We start from the raw sequence: 25,987 nt of genomic DNA, 5'->3' as shown, positions 1-25,987 counted from the left end.
CTACCTCAGCTGAAATTCGACGCGCTGGGTGGTAAGGCGTACCTGCTCGCTCGGCGGAAATTGCCAGCCAGCAATGGCCTCCCGGGCGGCATCCTCGAACACCCGCCGGGGCTGCGCGTTGGTGATCTCGATGGTGCTCGCATCTACGCTGCCATCTCGACGAACGACGAAACGCACCTCGACGAAGCCTTCCATCCCCCGGCGTACCGCACGGTTGGGATACACCGGATCCGTCTTGCTGGTCGCGGCTATCTGGCCCACGTTGACCGGCTCGTTGGAGACCGGTGCTTCGGCGGGCGGCGCCGCTTCTGCCGGCGCCTCGGCCGGTGCCGGTGATGGCGCGGGCTGGGGCGAAGGAGCCGGCGCGGGCGTAGGCTCGGGAGTCGGCGCCGGTTCCGGTTCGGGGGTCGGTGCTGGCGTCGGCTCCGGCGTGACTTCCGTAAGCTCTGGAAGCTCGCTATCGAGCTCGACGGGCTCTACCGGGTCCTCGGGCAACTGTGTATCAGGTAGCGTGATCGGGCTATCCGATACGGCAACCGGCTCCGGTGCCGGCGGGGGCGGAGGCGCTGCCTCTTGCGGCGGCGCCTCCGCCGGCGCTTGCTGCTCGGGCGCGACATCCGGCGCTTCCACCATGTTCATACTCATGGTCATCTCCGGCTCTTCCGGCGGGCGCTCTGGCGGAGTGACCAATAGTGCAAGACACAAAAAGAGCCCCATCGCCAGCGCCGCACCGGCTACGAGCGAAAGCAAACGACGAATCATTGCGTGCTCCGACTCGCTGCCACCGCTACCTGCTCGACCCCGGCCTGCTGCAAGCGGTCCATGACCTCGATTAAAAGCCCGGTCGTGGCGTCGCGGTCGGCCTGAATCACGACCGAGCCGTCGGCGCTTAAAAGCCCCGCGACTTGCTGTCCGACCCGGTGGATATCCACCGGGCTTCCATCGACCCACACCGCGCCTTCCGGCGTGACCGCGACCAGTACCTGGGCGTCCGGGCGCGAGCTCGCTGCGCTGGATTCAGGACGATCGATTTCGATACCGCTTTCGTTGATAAAGCTGGTGGTGACGATGAAGAAAATCAGCATGATAAACACAACGTCGAGCATTGGGGTCAGGTTGACCTCGTTGCTGTCCGCGGCACTGTCTGACGAATGACGTCTACGCATCGTTATTCTCCAGGGCACGCGCCAAACGGTCATGAAGACGCTGGTCCTCGCGACGGATCACGTGCTCAAGACGGCTAATAAATAAAAGCCCCACCACGGCAATGGCCATGCCCGTTAGGGTAGGCAGCGTCGCCCGGGCCACGCCATCGGCCATGGCACGCGCCTGGTGGGTATCGCTATAGGAAAGACTGTCGAATACCGTGATCATGCCGGTGACCGTGCCTAAAAGCCCGAGCAACGGGCAAAGCGCCACCAAAAGCTTTAGCCAAGGCAGCGGCCGGCGAAGCTTGCCCACCAGCGCCTCGGACCAGACCTGGCGCAGGGTTCGCGCGCTCCAGCTGCGGTGATCCTGGCGGCTGGCCCAGCGCTCGAGAAGCCGGCGGCGCGCCAAACGCCAGGTCACCCGGTAGTACCAAAAGCGCTCGATCGCCATGGCGAACACCATGACCGCCACTACCGCGAGCACGACCAGCACGACACCGCCCGCTTCGATCAGCCGTTCTACGGGCTCGAGCCAAAGTGGAATTACCGGCATTTAGTTCACCACCGCGCCACGATGCGCCGACTGGGCTTCCAAATGATTGGCCAGCGTAGCGCTAGCCTCCCCTTCGATGACCTGGGTCAGGTAACGGCTGCGGCTGGCCAGCGCGGTTTGCGCAAACAGTAGCGGTACCGCGGTGACAAGACCAAGAACCGTGGTCACCAGCGCCTGGCTGATACCACCGGCCATCAACTGTGGGTCGCCGGTACCGAAAACGGTAATGGCCTGGAAGGTGACGATCATACCCGTCACGGTACCCAGAAGCCCCAGCAAGGGCGCGATGGCGGCCAGCAACTTGACCATGGGCTGACCGCGCTCGATACGCGGAAGCTCTGCCAGCACCGCCTCGTCCAAGCGCGCTTCAAGCGCCTCGGGGGTTTGGTGCTTGTCCATATCCTTGAAGCGGTAAAGAACGCGCCCCAGGGGGTTGTTATGGTCGAGATTATCCAGCGAGCGGCGCTGGCGCTTGACCCGCGCACTGACGACCCACAGGTAGAGGTACTGCGCCAGCGCGACCAGCAAGCCGATGACACCGAGCACGACCACTACGTAGCCCACGTAGCCGCCCTGCTGGAAGCGCTCCCAGAGGCTGGGGCGCTGGGTGAGCGCGGCCAGCACGCTTCCCTGAGAAGGATCGATGGCAAATTGGCGGCTCTCGCCGCGGTGATATTCGCCCAGCGTCGACTGAATCTCTGCCGGGGTGCGCGGCATTTCCGAGAGCGCGCCATCCTCACCGCTCATACGCACTAGCGCTGACTCGGTAAAGGCGGCGAAATCACCCAGCCGTATGATATCGCGCGACTCGATGTCGCCACGCTCGTTAGCCACCGGCAGGGTCAGCCGCTCGGCGCGCCCGGTCTGAGCGCTCAGCGTGGCCAGGCTGTCGACCACACGTTCGAGCTGGGCGCGCTCGAGCACCTCGACGCCATCGAGGCGCGGGGGAAGCGCCGCATCGCCCAGGGTGAGCAGGCTCTGCTCGCCCAGTTCGTTGCGCACTTCGTCGCTTTGGCGCGTAAGGCTCGCTAGTAGAGCCGAGAGCTCTTCCCCCTGCTCCCCCTGGCGGCTGGCCAGCTCGCTCGCCTGCTCCGCTTGCTCTTGTTGCTGGGCCTGAAGTGCGTCGCGCTGCGCCTGCGCCTCGTCGTTAGCGGCGCGAGCTTCTTCGAGCGCCTCCTCGAGGGCTTGCTGGTTGTTTAAAAAGCTCTCCAGCCGCGCCTGGTCGCGGGCCTCGGCGGCCTGGCGCGCCTCGCTCAGCGAAGTCACCTGGCTGGATTGTGCGAAGATCGGGCCGGCCATAAGGCAACCGGCCATGACAAGAGCGCTCAATGTGAGCCGGCGCTTGAGCTGCAATGTGATCATGACTGGCTTTCCTGCTCGGCGGTGATCGATAGCGGTAGGGTGATGAGCTCGGGCGTGCGCTGCTCGTCGGCGATGCGCAGGCCATTGCGCACTTCGCGGCGCTCACGCTCGTCCAGTGCTTGCCACTGCCCGCTTTCGCTGTCCCACACGGCGCCTTCGCGGCCGTCCGGCGTCAAGTAGTAATAGCCAATGCGCCCCACGCGCAAATAGTCGACCTCGCGAGGTGAATCCTCGTCAAGCGCCAGCCGACCGCGCCAATGATCGACGGTGCGGCCGTATTCGAGTTCGGCGCGCCAGGTCTCCAAAAGCTGTTCGATGCGCTCGGCACCACCCTCGCCCTGAAGGCTTTCCACTCGCGCCAGGCGCTCGCCGTGTAAAAAAGGTAAATCGTTTTCGATAAACGCGACGAGCTGCTCAGTCATATCCTGCTCTATGATGGGCAGCGCCGCGCGGGTCTCGCTGACCGTATCCAGGGCGCTGCTTAAACGCTGCTGGCGCTCGGCCTCGGCGGCCAGACGCGCGCTGGCCGATGCGTTCGACGCCTGGAGAGTGCGAGTTTCACGCTCCAGGGCTCTGAGCTCCTCGAGGGCGCTGCGCGTCTGCTCGTCGGCCTGGTCGATCTGCTGCTGAAGGGCCGACTGGGTTTGCTGGGCCTCAACGCCTTGCGCGGCCTGACCGATGGTTTCATCACTTGCCGACGCGTGAGCGCTTAGCAACACCCAAGCGATGCCCAAGCATCCCGGCAAGCTTAAGAAGGGCCTTTTCAGCACGTTAAATCTCCATCATTGGTAAGCGCTAGCGTTCACTGCAGCGCTAAAAACCTGTTAGATATAAGAACCATTTGCGTTTACCTTCGCTGCATAGCGTAACACTAAATCTACAAATGACAATATTTATCATTAACATTCAAAGGGCTAACTTTAAAGATACTCTTTTTGGAAGTTTTAACGTGGGGGGAGATAAACAAGTAGCTGGCGGGAGGGTGGTGCGGGTAGCAAGTGCGGTGATCGACACCTGGGCCTTAAACAGCAAAGCGTCGGCACGAGGCCGACGCTTTATTTAGACTAAAACCACCATGGGGCTGGCTTTAGTGAGTAACGGCCCAGTAAGAGCCATTACATGACGAGTTGCTTAGTTCCACTCGTCCAGTTCAACGCGACGGTTTTGCGCGCGGCCCTGGTCGGTATCGTTGGTAGTAACCGGACGATCTTCGCCGTAGCCGATGGAGCGCATGTCGTTAGCCGGTACGCCACGCTGGGCGAGGTAGCTTGCAACAGACTCGGCGCGACGCTGAGAAAGCTCACGGTTGTACTCTGCAGAACCTACGGAGTCAGTGTGACCTTCGATGCTAACGCGAACGTCGGGGTTGTTGACCAGACGCTCTGCAACGCCGTTGAGTACTTGCTGCGCGCCAGCGGTCAGCTGAGCGGAGTCAAACTCGAAGTTAACGTTCTGAAGAACAACGCTCTCCGGGCAACCCAGCGCATTGACTTCAACACCCGCCGGGGTGTTCGGGCACTGATCGCGGTAATCCGGAACGCCGTCGTTATCGGAATCGATCGGGCAACCTACAGCGTCAACTTCTACGCCGGCAGGCGTGCCCGGGCACTGGTCACGGTAATCCGGAACACCGTCGTTATCGGAATCCAGCGGGCAACCCTGAGCATCGGTTGCAACGCCGGCGGGTACTTCACCGTAAGTCGGGCACTGCGGTGCAACCGGCTCGGGTGTACGATCAGCACAAAGCAGACCGCCGATAGCGCCACCGATTGCTGCGCCGGTCGCTGCACCGCTTTCTTCATCGGAGCTACCGCTGACGCCGTAACCGATACCGCCACCAATCAAACTGCCTGCGATACCGCAAACGAGCGGATGCTGGTACCAGTCGCGATCGGTGCTGCTTGCGCTTGCCTGGCCAGACGATTGGGAAGCAGAGCTAGCACAGCCGGAAAGGCCCACTACCAAAGCCGAACCGATGAGCAAGCCTGTCGTTGATTTTTTCATGCAAGACTCCTTCTTGATCCAATGCTAACGAGGTCGTTTAACCACGTTTATCCGATGCTTTTTATATAACGAGAGCATCCGTTTTTTCGTTTGACCGGTGTCGAAGGAACGAACCGTTCTTCAACCCGATCGGTGTGCCAATCATCCCCTGCCTACCAAGGCAGACTAGACCGCATCCATGCCGTGATATCAACTTCTTGCCGATACCGGCATTTCAATCATAGCAAAACTCTCATTATCGACGCCAAGAAAAGTACGCTAACTTCACCTGCACGTCTATAGAGAAGTGATCGCTATATTAATGAAGCGCCGAACCGCCCTGGGCTCGCCACTCGAGTACGGCCTTCGCTGCACTCAATACTGCCGGGCGCATCTCGTTTTCGACTTCGATGCGCTCTTTGTCCTCGCTCATACGCTCCCGCGGTGAGAGCTGCTTTCTTGCCGAATGCGTTTTAAGATGACGTGTCCGGTTGTATACATCGGCGAAGGGCCGGAATTCGTCGCGCTCGGTCAAACTCGGATCAACGATCTCGAGCAACACCTTACAGCGCCAGCAGCCTTCGGTAATATCGACCTGTTCCTGTACCAGCGCGCTTGCCACGTAGTCCAGGTTTTCCAAACTGTTTTGCTGAGCGCGCTGGTCTTCTTCAATGCGAAATGCTTCGCGGCGCTTTACTTCTTTGCGTAGGGTCAAAGCATAAATGCCCAACCCCACCACGACCGCAGCGCCCAACAGCAGTAATACTAGCGCTAAAATAGAATTCATGCGGCTTCCTTGATGAGTTTTTGCCAACAGGGTCTGATGCTGCTTAAAAACCTGAAAAGCCCTGACCCGGCATTAACCAATAACTATGCGATAATTGTACACCCTATATAGTTGATTTAACCAATTTTATCTACGCCCTATTCAACGCGAAGAAATTTTCAACGCGAAGGGATTTTCTGGATTTGTCGGTATTCGTTGTCGCTTAGCTGACGCCAACGCCACCACGCTAGACATAGGCTGACTGAGAGCATCGCCGCGCCGGCGGTGTGCATGAGCGCAAGCCACAGTGGCAGCCACATTAAAACATTGGCCATACCTAATGCGGCCTGGGTTATAAAAGTGGCAAGCGCGAGCGTAAGCACGCCTTTTAAGGCCGCAATGTGGCGATAGCGCCACCAAAGCGCCAAAAGCGAGAGCCCTAAAAGCAGCGCGCCGCCACGGTGCATGACTTGTATAGCCGTGCGCGCCTTGAAATGGAGCTGGCCATGTAGGTAGTTAGGCCCTACCGTCTGGGTTAGATGCAGCGCCTCACTGAAGTCCATTGGCGGCCACCACTGTGCGTTACACGTAGGCACCCCTTGGCAGGCAAGCCCGGCATAATTGCTGGTCACCCAGCCCCCCAACGCAAGCTGGAGCAACAAAAACGTTGCCGCCACCGCCCAAAGCCCATTGATCGGGCGCCGCTTCAAGCGCCTTTTGTGAACATTGTGACGAACGCGCAGATGAAGCCATAAAAAAAGCGTTAATACGCCTAGACCGCCTAAAAGGTGCAGTGTGACTACCTGAGGCCAGAGCTTGAGCGTAACGGTAAACGCGCCAAAAGCACCTTGAATCGCAATCGCCCCGAGCAGCGCTAAACTCAACTGCCAAGGGTAGCCCTCCAGGTGGCGAAGTTTGCGCCCAAACACGACGATACTCACGACTACCGCGCCTAAAAGCGTAGCCATATAGCGATGAATCATTTCCATCCATGCCTTGGCCGGGTCGAGAGGCGCATCAGGATGTATCAGCGCGGCGTCTTCGCTATTGGGCACCAGTAAGCGCCCGTAGCAGCCAGGCCAGTCCGGGCAGCCAAGCCCGGCATCGACCAAACGCGTCCAGGCACCCAATAAAATGACGCAGGCGGTCAAAAGCGTTCCGAATAACGTGAGATAGCCAAGCCATCGCAAACGTTTTTCCATGGCGTCTTGCATACTGTTTCCTTACCTACGTACGGCCCATAGTGCGTTGCTAACGATCCTTCGTAATGCAAGCCAAAGTAGAACCACTTAAAATAGAACTGTCTGTTTGAAGCAGTGCGGCTCAATTCGGCAGAAACGGCGCGAGCCGATCATACGCCAATACATCGGTTTCTGGCCTGCGCTATAGCGTCGCGACCGCTGACCCGAATGTACGAGGATCAGCGTCGAATTCTTGCCCTGGGATAAATTGCGTTATATTTACGAAGGTATCCGCTATAGTTTACAGCGTTAGCGCAGGCAACAGGATAGCATCGATGCCCCGTTTTGAAGGGCTACCCGTGTTATCGAATCTGCTATTCAAAATATAATGTGATCGAGGGAGTGTTTGATGTTTCAACGCCGCACCTTACTGACGGCCTCGCTAAGCGCGGCGCTACTACTGGGTCTAAATGGCTGTACAACCTACACTTGGCCAGATGGCTCGCAGGAGACCGTTATAGGCGTCGTACCGGAAGACGAAAACCAGCGCTTTGAAGAGCAGCGTGCCGAAGGCGCCCGTTACCGCGTGCCAGGCGTTGACGCCGAGCCGCCCCAGTAGGCTTGCCGCCTCATGCAACGCGACACGATCACGTTAAGCGCGCTCGCTAAAGAGCGCGCGCCCTTCGATACCTACCGCGTGGAGATCTACGCACTGGATACCGGCTGGTATATCGTGCGACTTCATCACGCCAAAGGCGTTAAAGAACTGATCGATGAAAAGGGTAGCACGCAGCTTTTCACCGGCCCTCAGTGGGTCAGCCGCTCGCTGCGCCCGCTGGGCTTTCACCAGGCCGTACTGACCCACGCCGACGTATTCGATGAAATGATCGGCGCGCCGACTCAAACGGTCTCTGCAGAACAACGCCTCGAGTTTGGCACCCGGGTCGCGCTTCGTACCTGAGCACAGCGGCTTAGGGTCAGGCCACCCCGCACCCTTTTAAAATCACATGCTCCAAAAATGCCGTTACGTTGACGACATCCTCGTCGCTTAGACGCTCGCGCCCCAGTATGGCGTTCACCTGGGCACCGTACTCGGTATAGTGCTGGGTAGACGACCAGATCAGGAAAATCAGGTATCGCGGGTCGACGTCATCCATTTTTCCCATAGCGGACCACTGACGGATTACGACGGCTCGACTTTCGACCCACGCGCGAAGCTCCCCTTCCAGGTAGCTTTCCAAAAAAGGCGCGCCAGCTAAAATTTCTAACGCAAAAAGGCGCGAGCCTTCCGGATAGCGCTGCCCTAGCATCATTTTGGTGCGTATAAAGTTACTCAACACCTCTTGGGGGTCGCTATGGGGGGTAATATCTTCCAGTACCGCGTTCCATCGCTGCATCATTTTGTCGAGAAGCTTTAAATAAAGCGCCTGCTTGCTGCCCATATAGTACAACACGTTGGCCTTGGGTAACCCGGCCCGGTCGGCAATCGATTGAAGGCTCGCCCCCCGGTATCCGTGAAGCGCAAACACGTGTTCGGCCGCATCGAGAATGGATTGCTCAACGCCATCGCGGCTACTTCTTTCTTTCAAGGAGGGGCTGCTCATTTCAGGATGATTCCTTTACACACCATGGTCGGCTGCATACCGTCGAAAAGCACTAAAACGCACCAAAAATGACCGTTTTAGCACCACATAGAGGCATACAACAAAGTCTTGCACAACGCTATCTTTTAACCCAGGCTCTACTCTATTGACCAATTGGTCAGAATAAAATGGGGAGAGCCGATGGCAACCATTGAGTTTGTACTAAATGGCGTTCAAACGCAGTGCGACGTGGCGCCGGACACGAGTACCTTAACGCTTTTACGCGAAACCCTGGGGCAAACCGGGACAAAAGAGGGTTGTGCCTCTGGCGACTGCGGCGCCTGCACCGTTGCCATTCGCGACTCAGATGACGCGGATGCGGGCTTCTCGAGCTTGAATGCCTGTATTACCCCGGCCCACCAGTTACAGGGCAAGCTCCTCATCACTGTCGAAGGCCTCGAGGCGGGCAATGAGCTACACCCCGCCCAGCAAACCATGATCGAATGCCACGCCAGTCAGTGCGGCTTCTGCACGCCGGGAATCGTCATGTCGCTGTTCACACTGCATGAGGGCTCACCTTCGAACGCACCCTACTCCAATGCAATGCTAGAAGGGGCATTGGGGGGCAATCTTTGCCGCTGTACTGGCTACCGTCCTATTCGAGATGCGGCTCTCAAGATGCAGGAGCACCCTTGGCAACCACCCGACTGGTTCGACGTCGCCGCCAAGCCCCAAAGCCCACTCGGCTCAGCCGAGCTGGCGGCTAATGCGTCCAACTTTTTTGCAACGCCGATATCGCTCGATGAACTGGTAGCGCTACGCGCCCGCTCCCCAGAGGCGAGGCTGGTGGCCGGTGCCACGGATTTATGGCTTGAAACCACTCAACAGCTTCACCCGCTCAAACAGCTTATCGATGTTACCCGCGTCAGTGAACTCCGCACTATCGAAGAGGCGAGCTACCAATCCCTTGCGGGCTGGTGGGTGGGTAGCGCGGTGACCTATACCGAGCTCGAGCCACTTTTCGAGCGCCACTTCCCCGCTTTTGGGCACCTTCTCGAGCGGTTGGGCTCACGCCAGATACGCAATCGGGGAACATTGGGCGGCAATATCGCTAACGCCTCACCCATTGGCGATACACCGCCGGTACTGTTGGCACTGGGGGCGTGGCTGGAACTCGCCGGGCCAAGCGGGGTTCGTGCGATCCCGCTCGAGCACTTTTTTGTCGATTACAAAAAGACCGTTCTGGAAAGGGATGAAGTCATTAGCCGGATTTTCATCCCGGCGCTGAATGACAGCGCCTCGCTTCGCGTCTGGAAGCTTTCCAAACGTCGCGAGGACGATATCTCTGCCGTATTGGGGGCGTTTCACTACACGCTTGAAGACGACGTACTCACCAATGTTCGCCTCGGTTTTGGAGGCATGGCGGCTACGTCCAAACGCGCATCGAATGCTGAAGCCGCGCTCGAAGGCCAAGTGGTGTCCAAGGCAAGCTTCAAAGCGGCGCAACGCGCACTTTTACAGGACTTCCAACCCATGAGTGATGTGCGTGGCAGCCAGCACTATCGCGAGCAGGCGGCGGCGAATCTACTGGAGCGGCTTTACGTGACGCTCAGCACTCCCCATCAGGAGGTAATGCTTCATGCGTACGCTCACTAAGCTCGACAGCGAAAGCCGCCACGCCCGGCGGGAACTCAAGGATCATATTACCGGTTCCGGCCCGCTGGCGCGCCACACCGTGGAAAGCGATGGCCACCGCCAGGCTGGCTCGTCGAGCTATCACGAAAGCGCCCGCAAGCATGTTACCGGCAAGGCAAGCTATATCGATGATCTGAAGACCCCGGCAGATGCGCTTCACGTCGCATTGGGGCTTTCGCCTGCGGCTTTTGGTACGCTGACACGACTCGACCTTGAGGCGGTGCGCCGCGCGCCTGGCGTGCTGGATGTCATCACGTTTGCCGATGTTCCCGGGCATACCGACATTGGCCCGGTTTTTCCCGGCGACCCCATTTTCGTTGATCGAGAGATAAGCTACGCCGGTCAGTGCCTGTTCGCGGTAGCGGCCACCTCGTATCAGGCGGCGCGCCAGGCGGCGGCGCTTGTCCGGGTGGAGATCGACGAGCAGCCGGCACGCCTCGACCCGGTCGCGGCCACCGAGCGCAACGAGCTGGTTCGCCCTACCCACGTGCAAGAGCGTGGAGAGTGGCGCGAAACGCTGGAGCGCGCGAATAACGTTATCGAAGGGGCACTGTTCGTCGGCGGTCAAGAACACTTCTACCTCGAGGGCCAGGCTTGCGTGGTACTGCCTACCGAGGATGAGGGCGTTGTGGTGCATACGTCCAACCAACACCCCAGCGAAACGCAAAAGCTGGTGGCCGAAGTGCTGGGTATCCCCTTTCATAGTGTGACCGTGGAAGTACGCCGTATGGGGGGCGGCTTTGGCGGCAAGGAGACCCAGGCATCGCCCTGGGCGTGTATCGCCGCTATCATTGCCCGGCGCACAGGTAAAGCCGTGCGCCTTCGCCTGCCACGCACTGCGGATATGCAAGCGACTGGCAAACGTCACCCGTTCCACAATCGCTACCGTCTGGCCATCGACGAGCTGGGCGTTATCCAGGGCGGCGATATCGACCTCGTCGGCGACTGCGGCTACTCGCCGGATCTGTCCGACGCCATCGTCGACCGCGCGATGTTCCACGCCGATAACGCTTACTGCCTGAACGCGGCGCGGGTTACCGGGCACCGTGCCAAGACCAACACGGCTTCGAACACGGCGTTTCGCGGTTTTGGCGGCCCCCAGGGAATGATGGCCATCGAAGCGGCCATGGACGATATTGCCCGTCGCATCAACGTCGACCCGCTCACCGTGCGCAAGCGCAACCTTTACCGTGAAGGTTTCGATACCACTCATTACGGTCAGAAAGTCGATCAGATCGCATTGCTGCATACGCTGATCGAAACTCTCGAACACGACAGTGACTATTGGGCACGCCGCGAAAGTGTAAAAACTTTCAATGATTCGAGCCCGATCATCAAAAAAGGCCTGGCACTGACACCGGTGAAGTTCGGTATATCTTTCACTGCCCAGCACTTGAACCAGGCGGGTGCTCTGCTCCACATCTATACCGACGGCAGTGTGATGATCAATCACGGCGGCACCGAGATGGGTCAGGGGCTTCATACCAAGATCTGCCAAGTCGTGGCGCGCGAGCTGGGGCTCAATCTGGATAACGTCCGTATTAGCGCTACGCGCACCGACAAAGTGCCCAACACCTCGCCTACCGCGGCCTCCAGTGGCGCTGACTTGAACGGCATGGCGGCAAGAGACGCGGCCAGTAAACTGCGTGAGCGGCTGTTCGATTTTGCCGCCGGGCATGTCGAAGGCGGGCTCGACCGTGAAGGTATGCGCCTGGAAGACGGAATGTTGATCGCCGGCACTGGCGAAAGTGAGTACCGTCTTGGCTGGGGCGAGCTCGTGCAAACGGCTTACTTAAACCGGGTATCGCTTTCGGAAAAAGGCTTTTACGCCACCCCCCTGATTCACTACGACCGGGCCACAGGTCAAGGGCGCCCGTTTTACTACTTCGCTTTCGGCGCGGCGGTATCGGAAGTGAGCGTCGACACGCTTAGCGGCGAATACCAAGTGGATCGGGTCGATATTCTGCACGACGTGGGCGATGCGCTGAATCCCGCCATCGATATCGGTCAGATCGAAGGTGGTTTTATCCAGGCAATGGGCTGGCTCACCAGTGAGGAACTCAAGTGGAGTGACAAGGGCGCACTCATGAGCAGCAGTGCAGCCACCTACAAGATCCCCACCTACGGCGATCTGCCGCCGGTGTTCAACGTGGCACTGATGGAAGGCCACCCCAACTCGATGGCGAGCCTTTACCGCTCCAAAGCGGTGGGCGAGCCCCCTTTCATGCTGGGTATCAGCGTCTGGTCAGCGCTTCGTGACGCGCTTTCGAGCTTGACCCAATACCGGTGTTCACCGGCACTGGACACCCCGGCCACCCCCGAGCGGGTCATGCTGGCCGCCCAAGCCATCAGGCCAAGAGCCCTATGAAGGAGGCCACGCTCTCCACCTGGCACGCCGCGCTGGATTACTGCCAGCGAAACGCCCTGCCCCACGTGCTGGCCACCCAGGTCACCGCCATGGGATCGACTCCCCGTGAGCCCGGCGCGCGCATGGTCATCACGCTGGAAGGTGTGGTCGATACGCTGGGCGGCGGGACTTTCGAGTGGCAAACCATCGAGGCGGCGCGGCGCTATCTGCGTGACGGAGAGACCGGGTTTCATCTTGAAGCGTTCTCGCTGGGGGGGCGAAGTGGACAGTGCTGCGGAGGCTTCGTCAATATCATGCTCGAAGTATTCGCGGGCGCCAAAACGCACCTTGCGGTATTCGGCGCGGGTCATATTGGTCGGCATATCATCGAGCTCACCCATCCACTTCCTTGGCAGCGCTGCTGGTTTGACAGCCGCCCGGATACTCTGTCTCAAGACACGGACGCGCCACGTTTAAATCAGACGTTACTCGACGACCCGGTTCACGCTATTCAGGCGCTTCCGCCCCACTGTCACGCCATCGTGGTCACACACAGCCACGATGAGGACTACGCGCTCATTGAAGCGCTCATCGAGCAAGAAGATGTCGCTTCGATCGGCCTGATCGGCTCAGAAAGCAAGTGGGCAAGCTTCAAAGGCCGACTTGAGCGTGCAGGGCATAGTACTGCGCAGATCGAACGGGTAAGAAGCCCCATTGGTGTGTTCAACGGCGTCAAACTTTACAACAAGGCGCCTTACGCAATTGCACTAAGCGCCGTGACGGAGCTGCTCTGGCTTACCGACTGCGAGCAACCCACTTCCATACGCGGTCTCGAGAGCACCACATTGAAACCGCTTTTCAAAGACTCTCCATCCTATAAATGATATGACGATTAACGATACTTTCATTCGCGCCGAACTTTTAAGTTTCGCTGACAACCCCGGCCATGGCGATAAACCAGCTGCCGGCAGTGTCGAACATTTCGAGGACGGTCTTTTATGGCTCAAGGGCGGCCATATCCACGCCGTCGGCCGTTTTGACGAGCTAACCTCTCGCCTACCCTCCGAGGCGAACATTCTCGATTATTCCGACAAGCTCATCATGCCCGGCTTTATCGATAGCCACGTGCACTACGTGCAGCTCGATATCATGGCCTCTTATGGGCGTCAGTTGCTGGACTGGTTGAACGAATACACCTTTCCTGAAGAGTGCCGCTTTCAAGACCCCGCGCACGCCGAGTCGCTCTCCCAGGCGTTTTTGAATGAGATGCTCCGTGCCGGAACGACGACGGCGCAGGTATTTGGCTCGAGCCACCCACCCTCGGTCGACGCCTTTTTTAGCGCCTGCCAGAAGCGCGGGCTGCGTATGCTCGCGGGTAAGGTGATGATGGATCGCAATGCGCCACAGCAACTGCTGGACGGCGCTCGCGGCGTTGCGGACACCGAGAGGCTGATCGCCGATTGGCACGGCCACGACCGACTTGGCTATAGTGTCACACCCCGCTTTGCGCCGACTTCGACCCAAGCACAAATGGATGCGGCCGGCGCACTGTTACGTAACGACCCTACACTTTGGCTACAAACACATTTGGCTGAAAACAGCGGCGAGCTCGAATGGGTGGCGGAACTCTTTCCCGGTAGCAAGGATTACTTGGCCGTTTACGAGCAGGCCGGGCTGGTCGGTCCTAAAAGCACCTTTGCCCACGGCGTTCATCTTAATGACAGCATGCGACAGCGCTTGGCGGCGCAGGGTGCCAGCATCGCCTTTTGCCCGAGTTCTAATCTTTTTTTGGGTAGCGGGCTCTTCGATCGAGACGCTGCAGACAAAACCGGCATGGCATTTACCTACGCAAGCGACATCGGCGCCGGTACGGACCTGACCGGCTTTGCGACACTGAAAAGTGCCTATCAGGTAGGCCAGCTTGTCGACCAGCCACTCACTGCCTGGCAGGGTTTTTACGGGCTGACGCACGGTAACGCTAAAACGCTTTCGCTCGATCACGCGATCGGCCAGCTCAAGCCCTCCATGGAAGCAGATTTTGTGGTGATCGATCCGGCCGCTACCCCGCTTTTAACGCGGCGCGTAAAGCGATGTACGACCCTTGGCGAGCGCCTGTTCGCGCTGATGATGCTAGGTGATGACCGCGCTATTTTTGAAACCTGGTCGAACGGTCGCTGCCAGCACGCCCGTGAGGCTTGGTAAAAACGTAGTGTAGGAGCAGGCTTCAGCCAGCGATGCGGCGCACCGCGCCGCCTGGGTGGCGGCGGCACGGGAACATTTCCTGCACGCATAAAAAAGCCCCGAACACAAAGTGCTCGGGGCTTTTTCGAAGAGGTGCCTGACGATAACCTACTCTCGCATGGGGAGACCCCACACTACCATCGGCGCGTTGCGGTTTCACTTCCGAGTTCGGCAAGGGATCGGGTGGTTCACGCAAGCCATGGTCGTCAGGCGTAACTTTCAATGTATATCGGCTGACTGTCTTGTGATCGTCTCAATGTATCCGGTGCTCTTTCGAGCGTCGTTGTCACTGCAGGACCAGACCCCTTGGGTGTTATAGGGTCAAGCCTCACGGGCCATTAGTACACGTTAGCTCAACGCCTTGCAGCGCGTCCACACCGTGCCTATCAACCAGCTGGTCTCGCTGGGCCCTTCAGGAGGCTCAAGGCCTCGGGGATGTCTCATCTTGAAGGGGGCTTCCCGCTTAGATGCTTTCAGCGGTTATCCCGTCCGCACATAGCTACCCGGCAATGCCACTGGCGTGACAACCGGAACACCAGAGGTGCGTCCACTCCGGTCCTCTCGTACTAGGAGCAGCCCTTCTCAAACATCCAACGCCCACGGCAGATAGGGACCGAACTGTCTCACGACGTTCTAAACCCAGCTCGCGTACCACTTTAAATGGCGAACAGCCATACCCTTGGGACCGACTTCAGCCCCAGGATGTGATGAGCCGACATCGAGGTGCCAAACACCGCCGTCGATGTGAACTCTTGGGCGGTATCAGCCTGTTATCCCCGGAGTACCTTTTATCCGTTGAGCGATGGCCCTTCCATACAGAACCACCGGATCACTAGAACCTGCTTTCGCACCTGCTCGACGTGTCTGTCTCGCAGTCAAGCACCCTTATGCTCTTGCACTCATTGCACGATGTCCGACCGTGCTGAGGGTACCTTCGTGCTCCTCCGTTACTCTTTGGGAGGAGACCGCCCCAGTCAAACTACCCACCACACACTGTCCTCGATCCGGATAACGGACCCGAGTGAGAACACCAATGATGCCAGGCTGGTATTTCAAGGTTGGCTCCCTCCGAACTGGCGTCCGGAGTTCAAAGCCTCCCAGCTATCCTACACAGGCAACATCAGTATCCAGTGTGAAGCTATAGTAAAGGTTCACGGGGTCTTTCCGTCTAGCCGCGGGTACACCGCATCTTCACGGCGATTTCAATTTCACTGAGTCTCGGGTGGAGACAGCGTGGCCATCATTACGCCATTCGTGCAGGTCGGAACTTACCCGACAAGGAATTTCGCTACCTTAGGACCGTTATAGTTACGGCCGCCGTTTACCGGGGCTTCGATCAAGAGCTTCGCCCAGAGGGCTAACACCATCACTTAACCTTCCGGCACCGGGCAGGCGTCACACCCTATACGTCCGCTTGCGCGTTAGCAGAGTGCTGTGTTTTTACTAAACAGTTGCAGCCACCTGGTATCTTCGACCGGTTCGGGCTGAAGGAGCAAGTCCTCTCACCCTAATCCGGCGTGCCTTCTCCCGAAGTTACGGCACCATTTTGCCTAGTTCCTTCACCCGAGTTCTCTCAAGCGCCTTGGGATTCTCACCCTGACCACCTGTGTCGGTTTGGGGTACGGTCGCATGTCATCTGAAGCTTAGAGGCTTTTCCTGGAAGCGTGGCATCAGTGACTTCCGGATCGTAATCCGTTCGTCTCGCGTCTCGGCTTTAAAGGGTCCCGGATTTACCTGAGACCCAGGCCTACTCGCTTTCACCAGGACAACCAACGCCTGGCTCACCTAGCCTTCTTCGTCCCCCCATCGCAATGACATCCGGTACGGGAATATTGACCCGTTTCCCATCGACTACGCCTTTCGGCCTCGCCTTAGGGGCCGACTCACTCTGCTCTGATTAGCATCGAACAGAAAACCTTGGTCTTCCGGCGGGGGAGTTTTTCACTCCCCTTATCGTTACTCATGTCAGCATTCGCACTCGTGATACCTCCAGCAGACCTCTCGATCCACCTTCATCGGCTTACACGACGCTCCTCTACCGCTCATCCCTAAGGATGAACCCGTAGCTTCGGTACCTGGTTTGAGCCCCGTTACATCTTCCGCGCAGGCCGACTCGACTAGTGAGCTATTACGCTTTCTTTAAAGGATGGCTGCTTCTAAGCCAACCTCCTAGCTGTCTGAGCCTTCCCACATCGTTTCCCACTTAACCAGGATTTGGGGACCTTAGCTGACGGTCCGGGTTGTTGCCCTTTTCACGACGGACGTTAGCACCCGCCGTGTGTCTCCCACGCTGCACTCACCGGTATTCGGAGTTTGCCTCGGGTTGGTAAGCCGGGATGGCCCCCTAGCCGAAACAGTGCTCTACCCCCGGTGGTGATACGTGAGGCGCTACCTAAATAGCTTTCGAGGAGAACCAGCTATCTCCGGGCTTGATTAGCCTTTCACTCCGATCCACAAGTCATCCAAATCTTTTTCAACAGATCCTGGTTCGGGCCTCCAGTTGATGTTACTCAACCTTCACCCTGCTCATGGATAGATCGCCCGGTTTCGGGTCTATATCCAGCGACTGGTCGCCCAGTTAAGACTCGCTTTCGCTACGCCTCCCCTATCGGTTAAGCTCGCCACTGAATATAAGTCGCTGACCCATTATACAAAAGGTACGCAGTCACCCAACAAGTGGGCTCCTACTGCTTGTACGCACACGGTTTCAGGATCTATTTCACTCCCCTCGCCGGGGTTCTTTTCGCCTTTCCCTCACGGTACTGGTTCACTATCGGTCAGTCAGGAGTATTTAGCCTTGGAGGATGGTCCCCCCGTCTTCAATCAGGGTTTCTCGTGCCCCGACCTACTCGATTTCACATGATCAGACTTTCGACTACGGGGCTATCACCCGCTACGGCCGGACTTCCCAATCCGTTCGTCTAATCATTCACATGCTTAAGGGCTGGTCCCCGTTCGCTCGCCGCTACTGGGGGAATCTCGGTTGATTTCTTTTCCTCGGGGTACTTAGATGTTTCAGTTCCCCCGGTTCGCCTCGTATCCCTATGTATTCAGGATACGATACTGACCTTGTGGTCAGTGGGTTTCCCCATTCAGAGATGTCCGGGTCACAGGTTGTTTGCCACCTCACCGAACCTTATCGCAGGCTACAACGTCTTTCATCGCCTCTGACTGCCTAGGCATCCACCGTGTGCGCTTCATTGCTTGACCCTATAACCCGAAGGAGTCTGGATCCCGCAATGACAACGATTGCCGGATACGCTTGAAACGTATCACAAAACAATTGCGTATCGAGATCACGCCACGAACACACAAGCCCTAAGGCTGTTGTCTTCATATCGTCATTCGATACTGTCAGCATGATATACATTGTTAAAGAGCGACTGTTCAATGAACAGTGATAAGGCGACGTACAACGTGCGACTTATCAATGGTCACGAAACAAACAAACGGTAGTGGAGATAATGGTGGAGCCAAGCGGGATCGAACCGCTGACCTCCTGCGTGCAAGGCAGGCGCTCTCCCAGCTGAGCTATGGCCCCATCGTTTTCACAAACCATCCCACCGGGTAATTTTATTCAGCGCAAGGCATTTCATGGCGAAGCATGGCCTTCCATGCGAGTCATGAAATAACGCAGCGATGGATAAAATTTGGTGGGTCTGGGCAGACTCGAACTGCCGACCTCACCCTTATCAGGGGTGCGCTCTAACCAACTGAGCTACAGACCCGGTTACTATCGCCTCAAAAGCGTGCCTGGCTAGCCGACCTCACCCTCCTTTTCATTAAGGGCAGGGGGTGCGCTCTAACCAACTGAGCTACAGACCCAAGAGGGGATCGTGCATCAACCGTTTGCTCTATCACTTGATCAGGTAATTCATTGTGAGCGCTTGCCGGGAGAGTGACGCATCGTTTAAGGAGGTGATCCAGCCGCAGGTTCCCCTACGGCTACCTTGTTACGACTTCACCCCAGTCATGAACCACACCGTGGTGATCGCCCTCCAAAGTTAGGCTAACCACTTCTGGTGCAGTCCACTCCCATGGTGTGACGGGCGGTGTGTACAAGGCCCGGGAACGTATTCACCGTGGCATTCTGATCCACGATTACTAGCGATTCCGACTTCACGGAGTCGAGTTGCAGACTCCGATCCGGACTGAGACCGGCTTTCTGGGATTCGCTTACTCTCGCGAGTTCGCAGCCCTTTGTACCGGCCATTGTAGCACGTGTGTAGCCCTACCCGTAAGGGCCATGATGACTTGACGTCGTCCCCACCTTCCTCCGGTTTGTCACCGGCAGTCTCCCTAGAGTTCCCACCATTACGTGCTGGCAAATAGGGACAAGGGTTGCGCTCGTTACGGGACTTAACCCAACATTTCACAACACGAGCTGACGACAGCCATGCAGCACCTGTCTCTGCGTTTCCGAAGACACCCCGGGATCTCTCCCGGGTTCGCAGGATGTCAAGGGTAGGTAAGGTTCTTCGCGTTGCATCGAATTAAACCACATGCTCCACCGCTTGTGCGGGCCCCCGTCAATTCATTTGAGTTTTAACCTTGCGGCCGTACTCCCCAGGCGGTCGACTTATCGCGTTAACTTCGCCACAAAGTGCACAAGGCACCCAACGGCTGGTCGACATCGTTTACGGCGTGGACTACCAGGGTATCTAATCCTGTTTGCTACCCACGCTTTCGCACCTCAGTGTCAGTGTCAGTCCAGAAGGCCGCCTTCGCCACTGGTATTCCTCCCGATCTCTACGCATTTCACCGCTACACCGGGAATTCCACCTTCCTCTCCTGCACTCTAGCGTGACAGTTCCGGATGCCATTCCCAGGTTGAGCCCGGGGCTTTCACAACCGGCTTGTCATGCCACCTACGCGCGCTTTACGCCCAGTAATTCCGATTAACGCTTGCACCCTCCGTATTACCGCGGCTGCTGGCACGGAGTTAGCCGGTGCTTCTTCTGCGAGTGATGTCTTTCCTGGCGGGTATTAACCGCCAGGCGTTCTTCCTCGCTGAAAGTGCTTTACAACCCGAAAGCCTTCTTCACACACGCGGCATGGCTGGATCAGGCTTGCGCCCATTGTCCAATATTCCCCACTGCTGCCTCCCGTAGGAGTTCGGGCCGTGTCTCAGTCCCGATGTGGCTGATCATCCTCTCAGACCAGCTACGGATCGTTGCCTTGGTGAGCCGTTACCTCACCAACCAGCTAATCCGACATAGGCTCATCCGATAGCGGGAGCCAAAGCCCCCTTTCTCCCGTAGGACGTATGCGGTATTAGCCTGGGTTTCCCCAGGTTATCCCCCACTACCGGGTAGATTCCTATGCATTACTCACCCGTCCGCCGCTCGTCAGCGTCCAGCAAGCTGGACCTGTTACCGCTCGACTTGCATGTGTTAAGCCTGCCGCCAGCGTTCAATCTGAGCCATGATCAAACTCTTCAGTTTAAAATCATTGTGATTCTTGCCTGTCGCTCGAAAGCAACAGAGGCGAATCAATCCTGGCTCAAGGTTCAAACGAATTTGAAGAATTCGAAAACTCTTCTTGTGCGCTTGCCTTGATATAAGGTGACTTGTCACCCTCATCGGCAAACGCCCACATGAATTACCTGATCAAATTGTTAAAGAGCTACCGAAGGGCGCTGCCCGTTCGATGTGGTGCGTATTCTACTCACTTATGGTTATACGTCAACCCTTTGGCGTGTGCTTTTCTCAATTAATTGCCTGATCCAGACGTGCGAGTAACACTTGCCGGCGCTCCTCGTTCATGAAGGCTTCTTCGAGGGCGTTACGGTTTAGCTGATGAAACGTTGCCTTGCTCCAGCCAAACGCGTCCAGACAGGCCATATGGTTGGCAAGCAGGCCACCACCAAAATAGGCCGGGTCGTCCGAGCTGATCGTTACCTTCAAGCCCTCTTCGAGCAGTTTAGGCAGCGGATGCTGATGAAGCTGATCGACCACCTTCAAGCTCACGTTGGAGAGCGGACAAACCGTCAGCACTGTTTGCTCACGGCGAAGGCGCTCGACCAGCTCACTGTCTTCCAGGCAGCGAACACCGTGGTCTACGCGAACGATCTTGAGCTCATCGAGTGCCTGACGAATGTATTCCGCTGGGCCCTCCTCCCCCGCGTGGGCAACGCAGCGGATGCCCTCTTCTCGGGCGCGATCAAAAACCGCTTTGAACTGACCAGGCGGGTTGTCGTACTCCGCGCTGTCGAGTCCAACGGCGTCGAGCTCTTTCCAGTAAGGGGCGGCCTTCTCAAACACGTCCAACGCTTCGTCGGCCGAACGGTCGCGAAGAAACGCCATGATCATCCCGACGGAAAGATCCAGCGACGCCTCGGCTTCCTGTTTGGCCTGAAGCAGCCCGCCCATAACGACATCGAGGGTTACGCCCCGGCTCAGGTGCGCCTGGGGGTCGAAGTGCATATCGATATGCACGACACCTTCACCCCGGGCACGCTTGAAGTAGTCGAGCGCTAGATCATAAAAGTCCTGCTGGGTGCGCAGTACGTTCATGCCCTGGTAATAGAGATCCAAAAACCCCTGCAGATTTTCGAACCGATACGCTGCTTTGACATCATCGATAGTGGCGTAATCGAGCGCGATGCCGTTGCGCTTGGCAAGCGCGAACATCAGCTCCGGCTCGATAGAGCCCTCGATATGTAAGTGGAGCTCTGTCTTGGGCAGTTGGCGTAAAAACTCTTGCATTACATTCCCCTATTGCTAACACGTCGCCATGCGCTGGCCACTTATGAGCTGGCCGTGGCGAAGCGAATAACTATACGTGAGCCCGGGTAACAGCGATACATCATCGACCTGGTGAATAAAGTAGATGGCCGTTCGCCCAGTAAGCCACTGGTCGAGGGAGTCAGCAAGATGGCGGGCAGTCTCGCTGTCGACACCGGCAAACGGCTCGTCCAACAGCACCACTTGCGGGTCGCGAAGAAAAAGCCTTGCCAGTGCCACCCGGCGTGCCTGGCCACCCGAAAGTTGACGCCCCTTCTCGCCTACCGGCGTTTGTAACCCATTGGGCTGGCTACGCGCCCAGTCATCCAGACCAACACGCTCCAACACCTGCCAAAGCGCCTGGTCATCGGCGGACTCATCGGCCAGGCGCAGATTATCGGCAAGGGTGGCGTCAAAAAGGTCGACCTGCTGGGAAAGAAACGCAAAGTGCTGAGCGCGCTCATCCGATGCCAGTGCGTTGGCGGGCTGGCCAGCAACGCTCACGCTGCCTTTGCTCGGGGCGATACGCCCGAGAAGCAGATGAGCAAGCGTCGACTTACCCGCGCCGGACACGCCGGTAATCGCGATGCGCGCGCCGGCAGGAACATCAAAGGATACGCCTTCCAGGGCCGGCTCCAGCATGCCCGGGTAGCAGTAGCTTACCTGCTCGAGGGCGATCGCGTAGCCCGCTTGGTCGCCGGGTAGTACAGGTGAGGCACGCTCCGCGTTCTCGGTCTGAGAAGGCGTTAGCTGATTCAAACGCTGGACACTTGCATAGCTTGCCCCCAGCTTGATGAAGGAGGAAGGCAACGCAGTGAATATCTCGTTACTGCCCAAAACGAGCAGCAGTATCATCACCGCGATAGGCGCGCTGACCGCTTGCTGAATACCCGGCTGACTTACAAACCACATCACGCCGACTAAAAGCGCCCCCGTGACCAGAAGGATCAGCGCATTACCCGACGCCGCCTTTAGTGCTAAAAGCCGCTGATTGGTGGCGGCCCGCGCTTCGAGCGCATCGATTTTTTGCTGGTGCCAATCATTGGTTTGATAGCTTGTAAGCTCCGCGCGCGCCTGGATTTGATCGAGCACCAGGTTGCGCAGCGCCCCCTGATCGCGTACCTGCTGATAGCTTTGACGAAACCCCAGCCAGGCAAAGCCCAGGGTGAGCACAACCCAGAGCGCGCCGAGCGTCAGCCCAACGACGACCGCAAGCCCAGGCAGCCAAAGAGCCGTAAATAGCGACACGACGATAATCGCCGCAAGCGCCACGAAGGGCGGGATCAAAAGACGCAGATAGAAATTATCCAGGGTGTCGATATCTGCGGTGAGGCGGGTGAGCCAATCGCTCGCTCGGCGGCGGCCCAGGGTGGCGGCATCCATATGAGTGAGATAGCCAAATACCTTGTGGCGCAGATCGGCCAAAAGGGTCAACACCGTATTATGGTTATAAAGCCGCTCGACATATCGGGCGACGGTGCGTAGCAGTGCAAAAAAACGGATCCCGCCCCCGGGAACGTAGATATCGAGCGTCGTTGGCAGCCCCGCTGCCAGCGCAAGACCGGCCAGCGCGCAGGCGGTGATGAACCAGCCCGAAAGCCCTAAAAGCGCCAGCCCAGCCAGCAGCGTCACCAGCAGCAGCAGCGCGCCCATGAAAAAGGGCCGGCGGCGGCGCGTCAGCAAAAAAAGCCAAGGGCGGAACGCCTGGTAAAGGTCTTTCATAAAGCTACCTCCCGCACATGGGCGCTTTCACAGTGAAAATGGCGGGTTGCGATCGACATGACCTGCTGGTGATGGGTGGCGATGACCAGCGTGCGCCCCGCTTTCGCCCACGCATGAAGCGCTTCAATCACCAGCGCCTCGGTCGCGTTATCCAAATTGGCGGTCGGCTCATCGAGCAGCACCAGCGGCGCCGGGCTCAAATAGACACGCGCCAAGACCAGCCGCTGGGCCTGGCCGCCGGAGAGCCCTACACCGCGCTCGCCAAGCGGGGTATCGAGCCCCTCGGGAAGCGCAGCCAGAAGCTCCTTGAGCCCTGCGCGCGTCAGCGCATCGAACAGATCGTTTTCGGTTGCGCTTGGATTGGCCAGCCTCAGGTTCTCCGCAAGGCTTCCCTGAAGCAAACAGGGGCTTTGATCCAGCCAGGCAACCGTTAGCGCCTGCGCGCAGCGAAGCTCGCCTTCACGGGGGGGCATGAAGCCCGCTAAAAGCGCTAAAAGCGATGACTTGCCGCTGCCCGAGGCTCCGGTTAGAGCAACGACATCCCCCGGGGCAAGCACCAGCGACACCTGACTCAGAATGGGCTCGCTCTGGCCGTAACCCACGCTGACATCATCGAGTTCGCAAAGCGCCTGGGGGCTTTGTGGGGTATTGCCGGGCACTGCCAGCCAGTCGGGCTCGTTTAGGATAAACACGAGGCTTTCCGCCGCGCCCAGCGCCGCCGCGCGGTCGTGGTAGTGTTGAGAAAGCGTGCGCAGCGGTTGGAAAAACTCCGGCGCCAGCAGCAACACCCCAAGCCCGGAGAAAAGCGTTAACGAGGTCGCCGGGCCGTAATCGATGTAACCAAGCAGGCCAAAGCCGACGTACATGGCCACCACCGCAATCGCCACAGAAGCAAAGAACTCGAGTACCGCCGAAGAGAGAAACGCAAGACGCAGCGTTTTCATGCTCAAACGACGGTACTCGTCGGTGGCATACCACACGTCGCGACGCGCTTTCGCTGTGCGCCCAAAAAGCTGCAGTGTACTCATGCCCCTTACCCGGTCCACGAAGTGGGCCGAGAGCCTCGAGACCGCGCCGAACTGCTCGCGGTTCAAGCGTTCCGCACTCATACCCACCAGCGCCATGAAAACCGGGATGAGCGGCGCGGAAAGCAACAGGAAAATGACGACCAGGTAATCGAGCGCGCCAACGATGCAGGCGATAATCAGCGGCACCAGCAGCACGATACGAAGTTGGGGATGAAAGCGGGCAAAGTAGCCTTCCAGCGCGTCGACGTGCTCGACCACCTGGGTGGCAAGCGCCCCGCTTTGGTGACGGGTCAGCCACAAGGGACCGAGGCTTGAAAGCTTCGCCATCAGCTCTTTTCTAACCCGCTGGCGAATCCGAAGGCTTGCCTCGAGCCCCAATACTTCCTGACCCCATTGAAAAAGTGCGCGCAGTACGACCAGGCCCATAAGCGCTAAAAAGGCCTCGCCAAGCGAGGCCAGTGGCCGATTCTGCAAAAGGATTTGATCGACGAGCCAGGCCAGCCCCACCAGCAAGATGGCGGTACTGGTCCCGGCCAACACCCCGCAGGCCGCCGCGCCCGCTAGCCTTTTTCGTTCTTGTTGGGCCAGCGTTTTAAGAAAGTGGCGCGGCGTTACCAGCTCAGGGTTTTGGTTATTACCCCTCATAGGCTTAGTGGTACCCCTCACCAACGCGTACCTTGCCGCGGAACACCCAGTAGGTCCAAGCGGTATAGGCCAGCACGACGGGGATCACGAAGAGCACACCGATGAGCAGGAACAGCTGAGATTCCGGCGCCGAGGCGGCGTCCCAAAGCGTATAGTTGGGCGGCACGATGATCGGCCACTTGCTAAAGATCAGGCCCAGATAGGTAAAGATGTAGATACCGACGGTGGCGACGAACGGCACCCCTTCGCTCTTGTTCTGAACGCTTCTGAAGACGGCGAACGCACACAGCAGTGCCAGCACCGGGAAGATCCAGATAAAGCGTAAGGAGCCGAACCAGCGCTCCCACACCATGTTATCGATAAACGGGGTCCAGACGCTGATGATCGCGAACACGGCCAGCACAGCAACGAGCAGCATCGGGGTGATTTTATACGCCCATGCCTGGATATAGCCTTCGGTTTTCATAATCATCCAGGTCGACCCCAGCAGCGCGTAGCCGGCCATCAGGCCAAGCCCGGTCAGCACGGAGAACGGCGTCAACCAGTCGAACGCACCACCGACATAGACGAAGTCTTCTACCGGGAAGCCCTGAATGTAGGCACCCACGACGGCCCCCTGGGCAAACGAGGCGAGCATCGACCCGCCGGCGAACGACCAATTCCACCAACTGCGATTACGCCGCGATTTGAAGCGAAACTCAAAGGCGATACCGCGAAAGATCAGCCCGGCCAACAGCAGGAATACGCCAATATAGAGCGCGGGCAAAAAGACCGAGTAGACCAGCGGGAAGGCGCCGAGAAGCCCGGCCCCACCCAGCACGAGCCAGGTTTCGTTGCCGTCCCATACCGGGGCGACCGAATTCATCATCACGTCACGGGAATCTTCATCCGGGGCGAAGGGAAAGAGAATACCCACCCCGAGATCGAAACCATCCATCAGTACGTACATGATCACGCCGAAACCAATAATGCCGGCCCAGATGATAGATAAATCGAACATTTCCATGA

At 58.1% G+C, this 25,987-nt stretch carries 19 protein-coding genes, 2 tRNA genes and 3 rRNA genes; 6 read left to right on the top strand and 18 right to left on the bottom strand.

All coding sequences use genetic code 11. The features are described 5' to 3' along the window. The 8 genes from ACWFVE_RS07410 to ACWFVE_RS07375 form a co-directional block, all read right to left on the bottom strand. Nucleotides 1-762: a TonB family protein gene (locus ACWFVE_RS07410; protein WP_447528637.1), complete on the bottom strand. Its 762-nt coding sequence runs from the start codon at nt 760-762 to the stop codon at nt 1-3. Beyond that, nucleotides 759-1,166 (bottom strand): ExbD/TolR family protein, encoded by a 408-nt coding sequence (locus ACWFVE_RS07405; RefSeq protein WP_447528636.1) that lies wholly within the window; start codon nt 1,164-1,166, stop codon nt 759-761. The genes ACWFVE_RS07410 and ACWFVE_RS07405 overlap by 4 nt, the downstream gene beginning before the upstream one ends. After that, nucleotides 1,159-1,701, bottom strand: a complete 543-nt coding sequence (locus ACWFVE_RS07400; protein WP_447528635.1) for a MotA/TolQ/ExbB proton channel family protein — start codon at nt 1,699-1,701, stop codon at nt 1,159-1,161. Before ACWFVE_RS07400 ends, ACWFVE_RS07405 begins: the two co-directional genes overlap by 8 nt. Continuing rightward, complete coding sequence (locus ACWFVE_RS07395) at nt 1,702-3,063, bottom strand: MotA/TolQ/ExbB proton channel family protein (RefSeq protein WP_447528634.1); 1,362 nt, start codon at nt 3,061-3,063, stop codon at nt 1,702-1,704. After that, nucleotides 3,060-3,833, bottom strand: a complete 774-nt coding sequence (locus ACWFVE_RS07390; RefSeq protein WP_447528633.1) for a DUF3450 domain-containing protein — start codon at nt 3,831-3,833, stop codon at nt 3,060-3,062. The genes ACWFVE_RS07395 and ACWFVE_RS07390 overlap by 4 nt, the downstream gene beginning before the upstream one ends. Before the next feature lie 361 nt (nt 3,834-4,194). After that, nucleotides 4,195-5,067, bottom strand: a complete 873-nt coding sequence (locus ACWFVE_RS07385; RefSeq protein WP_447528632.1) for an OmpA family protein — start codon at nt 5,065-5,067, stop codon at nt 4,195-4,197. A 298-nt stretch (nt 5,068-5,365) separates the two neighbouring features. Next, nucleotides 5,366-5,833 carry a DUF2489 domain-containing protein gene (locus ACWFVE_RS07380; RefSeq protein WP_447528631.1) on the bottom strand — a complete coding sequence of 156 codons (468 nt, stop codon included), beginning with the start codon at nt 5,831-5,833 and terminating at the stop codon, nt 5,366-5,368. A gap of 158 nt (nt 5,834-5,991) precedes the next feature. Beyond that, entirely contained in the window at nt 5,992-7,026 is a 1,035-nt protein-coding gene (locus ACWFVE_RS07375; protein WP_447528630.1) for a COX15/CtaA family protein, read from the bottom strand. A gap of 376 nt (nt 7,027-7,402) precedes the next feature. Here ACWFVE_RS07375 and ACWFVE_RS07370 point away from each other — a divergent pair, with 376 nt between their 5' ends. Both ACWFVE_RS07370 and ACWFVE_RS07365 read left to right on the top strand, forming a co-directional pair. Then, nucleotides 7,403-7,612, top strand: coding sequence for a hypothetical protein (locus tag ACWFVE_RS07370; RefSeq protein ID WP_447528629.1), 210 nt, complete (start codon nt 7,403-7,405; stop codon nt 7,610-7,612). 12 nt (nt 7,613-7,624) lie between these two features. Continuing rightward, a complete protein-coding gene (locus ACWFVE_RS07365) occupies nt 7,625-7,954 on the top strand; it encodes a DUF6482 family protein (RefSeq protein ID WP_447528628.1) in 330 nt (109 codons plus the stop codon). Between the two features lie 16 nt (nt 7,955-7,970). Here ACWFVE_RS07365 and ACWFVE_RS07360 read toward each other — a convergent pair whose 3' ends face one another. Beyond that, the gene (locus tag ACWFVE_RS07360; RefSeq protein WP_447528627.1) at nt 7,971-8,597 is read right to left on the bottom strand and encodes a TetR family transcriptional regulator C-terminal domain-containing protein; all 627 of its coding nucleotides are present in this window, start codon (nt 8,595-8,597) and stop codon (nt 7,971-7,973) included. A gap of 180 nt (nt 8,598-8,777) precedes the next feature. Between ACWFVE_RS07360 and xdhA the strand changes: the two genes are divergently transcribed. From xdhA to guaD, 4 genes are read left to right on the top strand one after another with little or no spacing between them, the layout of a single operon-like run. After that, on the top strand, nt 8,778-10,232 hold the full coding sequence (gene xdhA / locus ACWFVE_RS07355; protein ID WP_447528626.1) for a xanthine dehydrogenase small subunit: 1,455 nt from the start codon (nt 8,778-8,780) through the stop codon (nt 10,230-10,232). Then, nucleotides 10,216-12,639, top strand: coding sequence for a xanthine dehydrogenase molybdopterin binding subunit (xdhB, locus tag ACWFVE_RS07350; protein WP_447528625.1), 2,424 nt, complete (start codon nt 10,216-10,218; stop codon nt 12,637-12,639). Before xdhA ends, xdhB begins: the two co-directional genes overlap by 17 nt. After that, nucleotides 12,636-13,502, top strand: a complete 867-nt coding sequence (gene xdhC / locus ACWFVE_RS07345; protein ID WP_447528624.1) for a xanthine dehydrogenase accessory protein XdhC — start codon at nt 12,636-12,638, stop codon at nt 13,500-13,502. Before xdhB ends, xdhC begins: the two co-directional genes overlap by 4 nt. Before the next feature lies 1 nt (nt 13,503). After that, a complete protein-coding gene (gene guaD, locus ACWFVE_RS07340) occupies nt 13,504-14,820 on the top strand; it encodes a guanine deaminase (RefSeq protein ID WP_447528623.1) in 1,317 nt (438 codons plus the stop codon). Between the two features lie 134 nt (nt 14,821-14,954). Here the strand turns inward: guaD and rrf are convergent. The 9 genes from rrf to cydB all read right to left on the bottom strand — a co-directional run bounded on the left by rrf (nt 14,955) and on the right by cydB (nt 25,985). Beyond that, nucleotides 14,955-15,070: ribosomal RNA gene (rrf, locus tag ACWFVE_RS07335) — 5S ribosomal RNA — on the bottom strand. A 106-nt stretch (nt 15,071-15,176) separates the two neighbouring features. Then, nucleotides 15,177-18,069 (bottom strand): 23S ribosomal RNA (locus ACWFVE_RS07330). A 255-nt stretch (nt 18,070-18,324) separates the two neighbouring features. Further along, nucleotides 18,325-18,400, bottom strand: a tRNA-Ala gene (locus ACWFVE_RS07325). 110 nt (nt 18,401-18,510) lie between these two features. Continuing rightward, a tRNA-Ile gene (locus tag ACWFVE_RS07320) sits at nt 18,511-18,587 on the bottom strand. A gap of 183 nt (nt 18,588-18,770) precedes the next feature. Continuing rightward, nucleotides 18,771-20,303: ribosomal RNA gene (locus tag ACWFVE_RS07315) — 16S ribosomal RNA — on the bottom strand. Together the 16S, 23S and 5S rRNA genes with 2 tRNA genes alongside form the textbook arrangement of a ribosomal RNA operon. Nucleotides 20,304-20,567: 264 nt before the next feature. Further along, a complete protein-coding gene (locus tag ACWFVE_RS07310; RefSeq protein ID WP_447528622.1) occupies nt 20,568-21,566 on the bottom strand; it encodes an adenosine deaminase in 999 nt (332 codons plus the stop codon). A gap of 15 nt (nt 21,567-21,581) precedes the next feature. Continuing rightward, entirely contained in the window at nt 21,582-23,306 is a 1,725-nt protein-coding gene (gene cydC, locus ACWFVE_RS07305; RefSeq protein ID WP_447528621.1) for a thiol reductant ABC exporter subunit CydC, read from the bottom strand. Next, complete coding sequence (gene cydD / locus ACWFVE_RS07300) at nt 23,303-24,979, bottom strand: thiol reductant ABC exporter subunit CydD (RefSeq protein ID WP_447528620.1); 1,677 nt, start codon at nt 24,977-24,979, stop codon at nt 23,303-23,305. The genes cydC and cydD overlap by 4 nt, the downstream gene beginning before the upstream one ends. A gap of 4 nt (nt 24,980-24,983) precedes the next feature. Then, complete coding sequence (gene cydB, locus ACWFVE_RS07295) at nt 24,984-25,985, bottom strand: cytochrome d ubiquinol oxidase subunit II (protein WP_447528619.1); 1,002 nt, start codon at nt 25,983-25,985, stop codon at nt 24,984-24,986. Nucleotides 25,986-25,987: the final 2 nt, after the last annotated feature.

Source organism: Vreelandella mediterranea, assembly GCF_970647075.1.
Note: the sequence above shows the minus strand (reverse complement) of the source record. Positions and strands in the feature narration are given on the sequence as shown.

Bases quoted from the DNA above. Each gene is read 5' to 3' on its own strand.
- ACWFVE_RS07410 (WP_447528637.1), bottom strand. From the start codon at position 762: ATGATTCGTCGTTTGCTTTCGCTCGTAGCCGGTGCGGCGCTGGCGATG.
- ACWFVE_RS07405 (WP_447528636.1), bottom strand. From the start codon at position 1,166: ATGCGTAGACGTCATTCGTCAGACAGTGCCGCGGACAGCAACGAGGTC.
- ACWFVE_RS07400 (WP_447528635.1), bottom strand. From the start codon at position 1,701: ATGCCGGTAATTCCACTTTGGCTCGAGCCCGTAGAACGGCTGATCGAA.
- ACWFVE_RS07395 (WP_447528634.1), bottom strand. From the start codon at position 3,063: ATGATCACATTGCAGCTCAAGCGCCGGCTCACATTGAGCGCTCTTGTC.
- ACWFVE_RS07385 (WP_447528632.1), bottom strand. From the start codon at position 5,067: ATGAAAAAATCAACGACAGGCTTGCTCATCGGTTCGGCTTTGGTAGTG.
- ACWFVE_RS07380 (WP_447528631.1), bottom strand. From the start codon at position 5,833: ATGAATTCTATTTTAGCGCTAGTATTACTGCTGTTGGGCGCTGCGGTC.
- ACWFVE_RS07375 (WP_447528630.1), bottom strand. From the start codon at position 7,026: ATGCAAGACGCCATGGAAAAACGTTTGCGATGGCTTGGCTATCTCACG.
- ACWFVE_RS07370 (WP_447528629.1), top strand. From the start codon at position 7,403: ATGTTTCAACGCCGCACCTTACTGACGGCCTCGCTAAGCGCGGCGCTA.
- ACWFVE_RS07365 (WP_447528628.1), top strand. From the start codon at position 7,625: ATGCAACGCGACACGATCACGTTAAGCGCGCTCGCTAAAGAGCGCGCG.
- ACWFVE_RS07360 (WP_447528627.1), bottom strand. From the start codon at position 8,597: ATGAGCAGCCCCTCCTTGAAAGAAAGAAGTAGCCGCGATGGCGTTGAG.
- xdhA (WP_447528626.1), top strand. From the start codon at position 8,778: ATGGCAACCATTGAGTTTGTACTAAATGGCGTTCAAACGCAGTGCGAC.
- xdhB (WP_447528625.1), top strand. From the start codon at position 10,216: ATGCGTACGCTCACTAAGCTCGACAGCGAAAGCCGCCACGCCCGGCGG.
- xdhC (WP_447528624.1), top strand. From the start codon at position 12,636: ATGAAGGAGGCCACGCTCTCCACCTGGCACGCCGCGCTGGATTACTGC.
- guaD (WP_447528623.1), top strand. From the start codon at position 13,504: ATGACGATTAACGATACTTTCATTCGCGCCGAACTTTTAAGTTTCGCT.
- ACWFVE_RS07310 (WP_447528622.1), bottom strand. From the start codon at position 21,566: ATGCAAGAGTTTTTACGCCAACTGCCCAAGACAGAGCTCCACTTACAT.
- cydC (WP_447528621.1), bottom strand. From the start codon at position 23,306: ATGAAAGACCTTTACCAGGCGTTCCGCCCTTGGCTTTTTTTGCTGACG.
- cydD (WP_447528620.1), bottom strand. From the start codon at position 24,979: ATGAGGGGTAATAACCAAAACCCTGAGCTGGTAACGCCGCGCCACTTT.
- cydB (WP_447528619.1), bottom strand. From the start codon at position 25,985: ATGGAAATGTTCGATTTATCTATCATCTGGGCCGGCATTATTGGTTTC.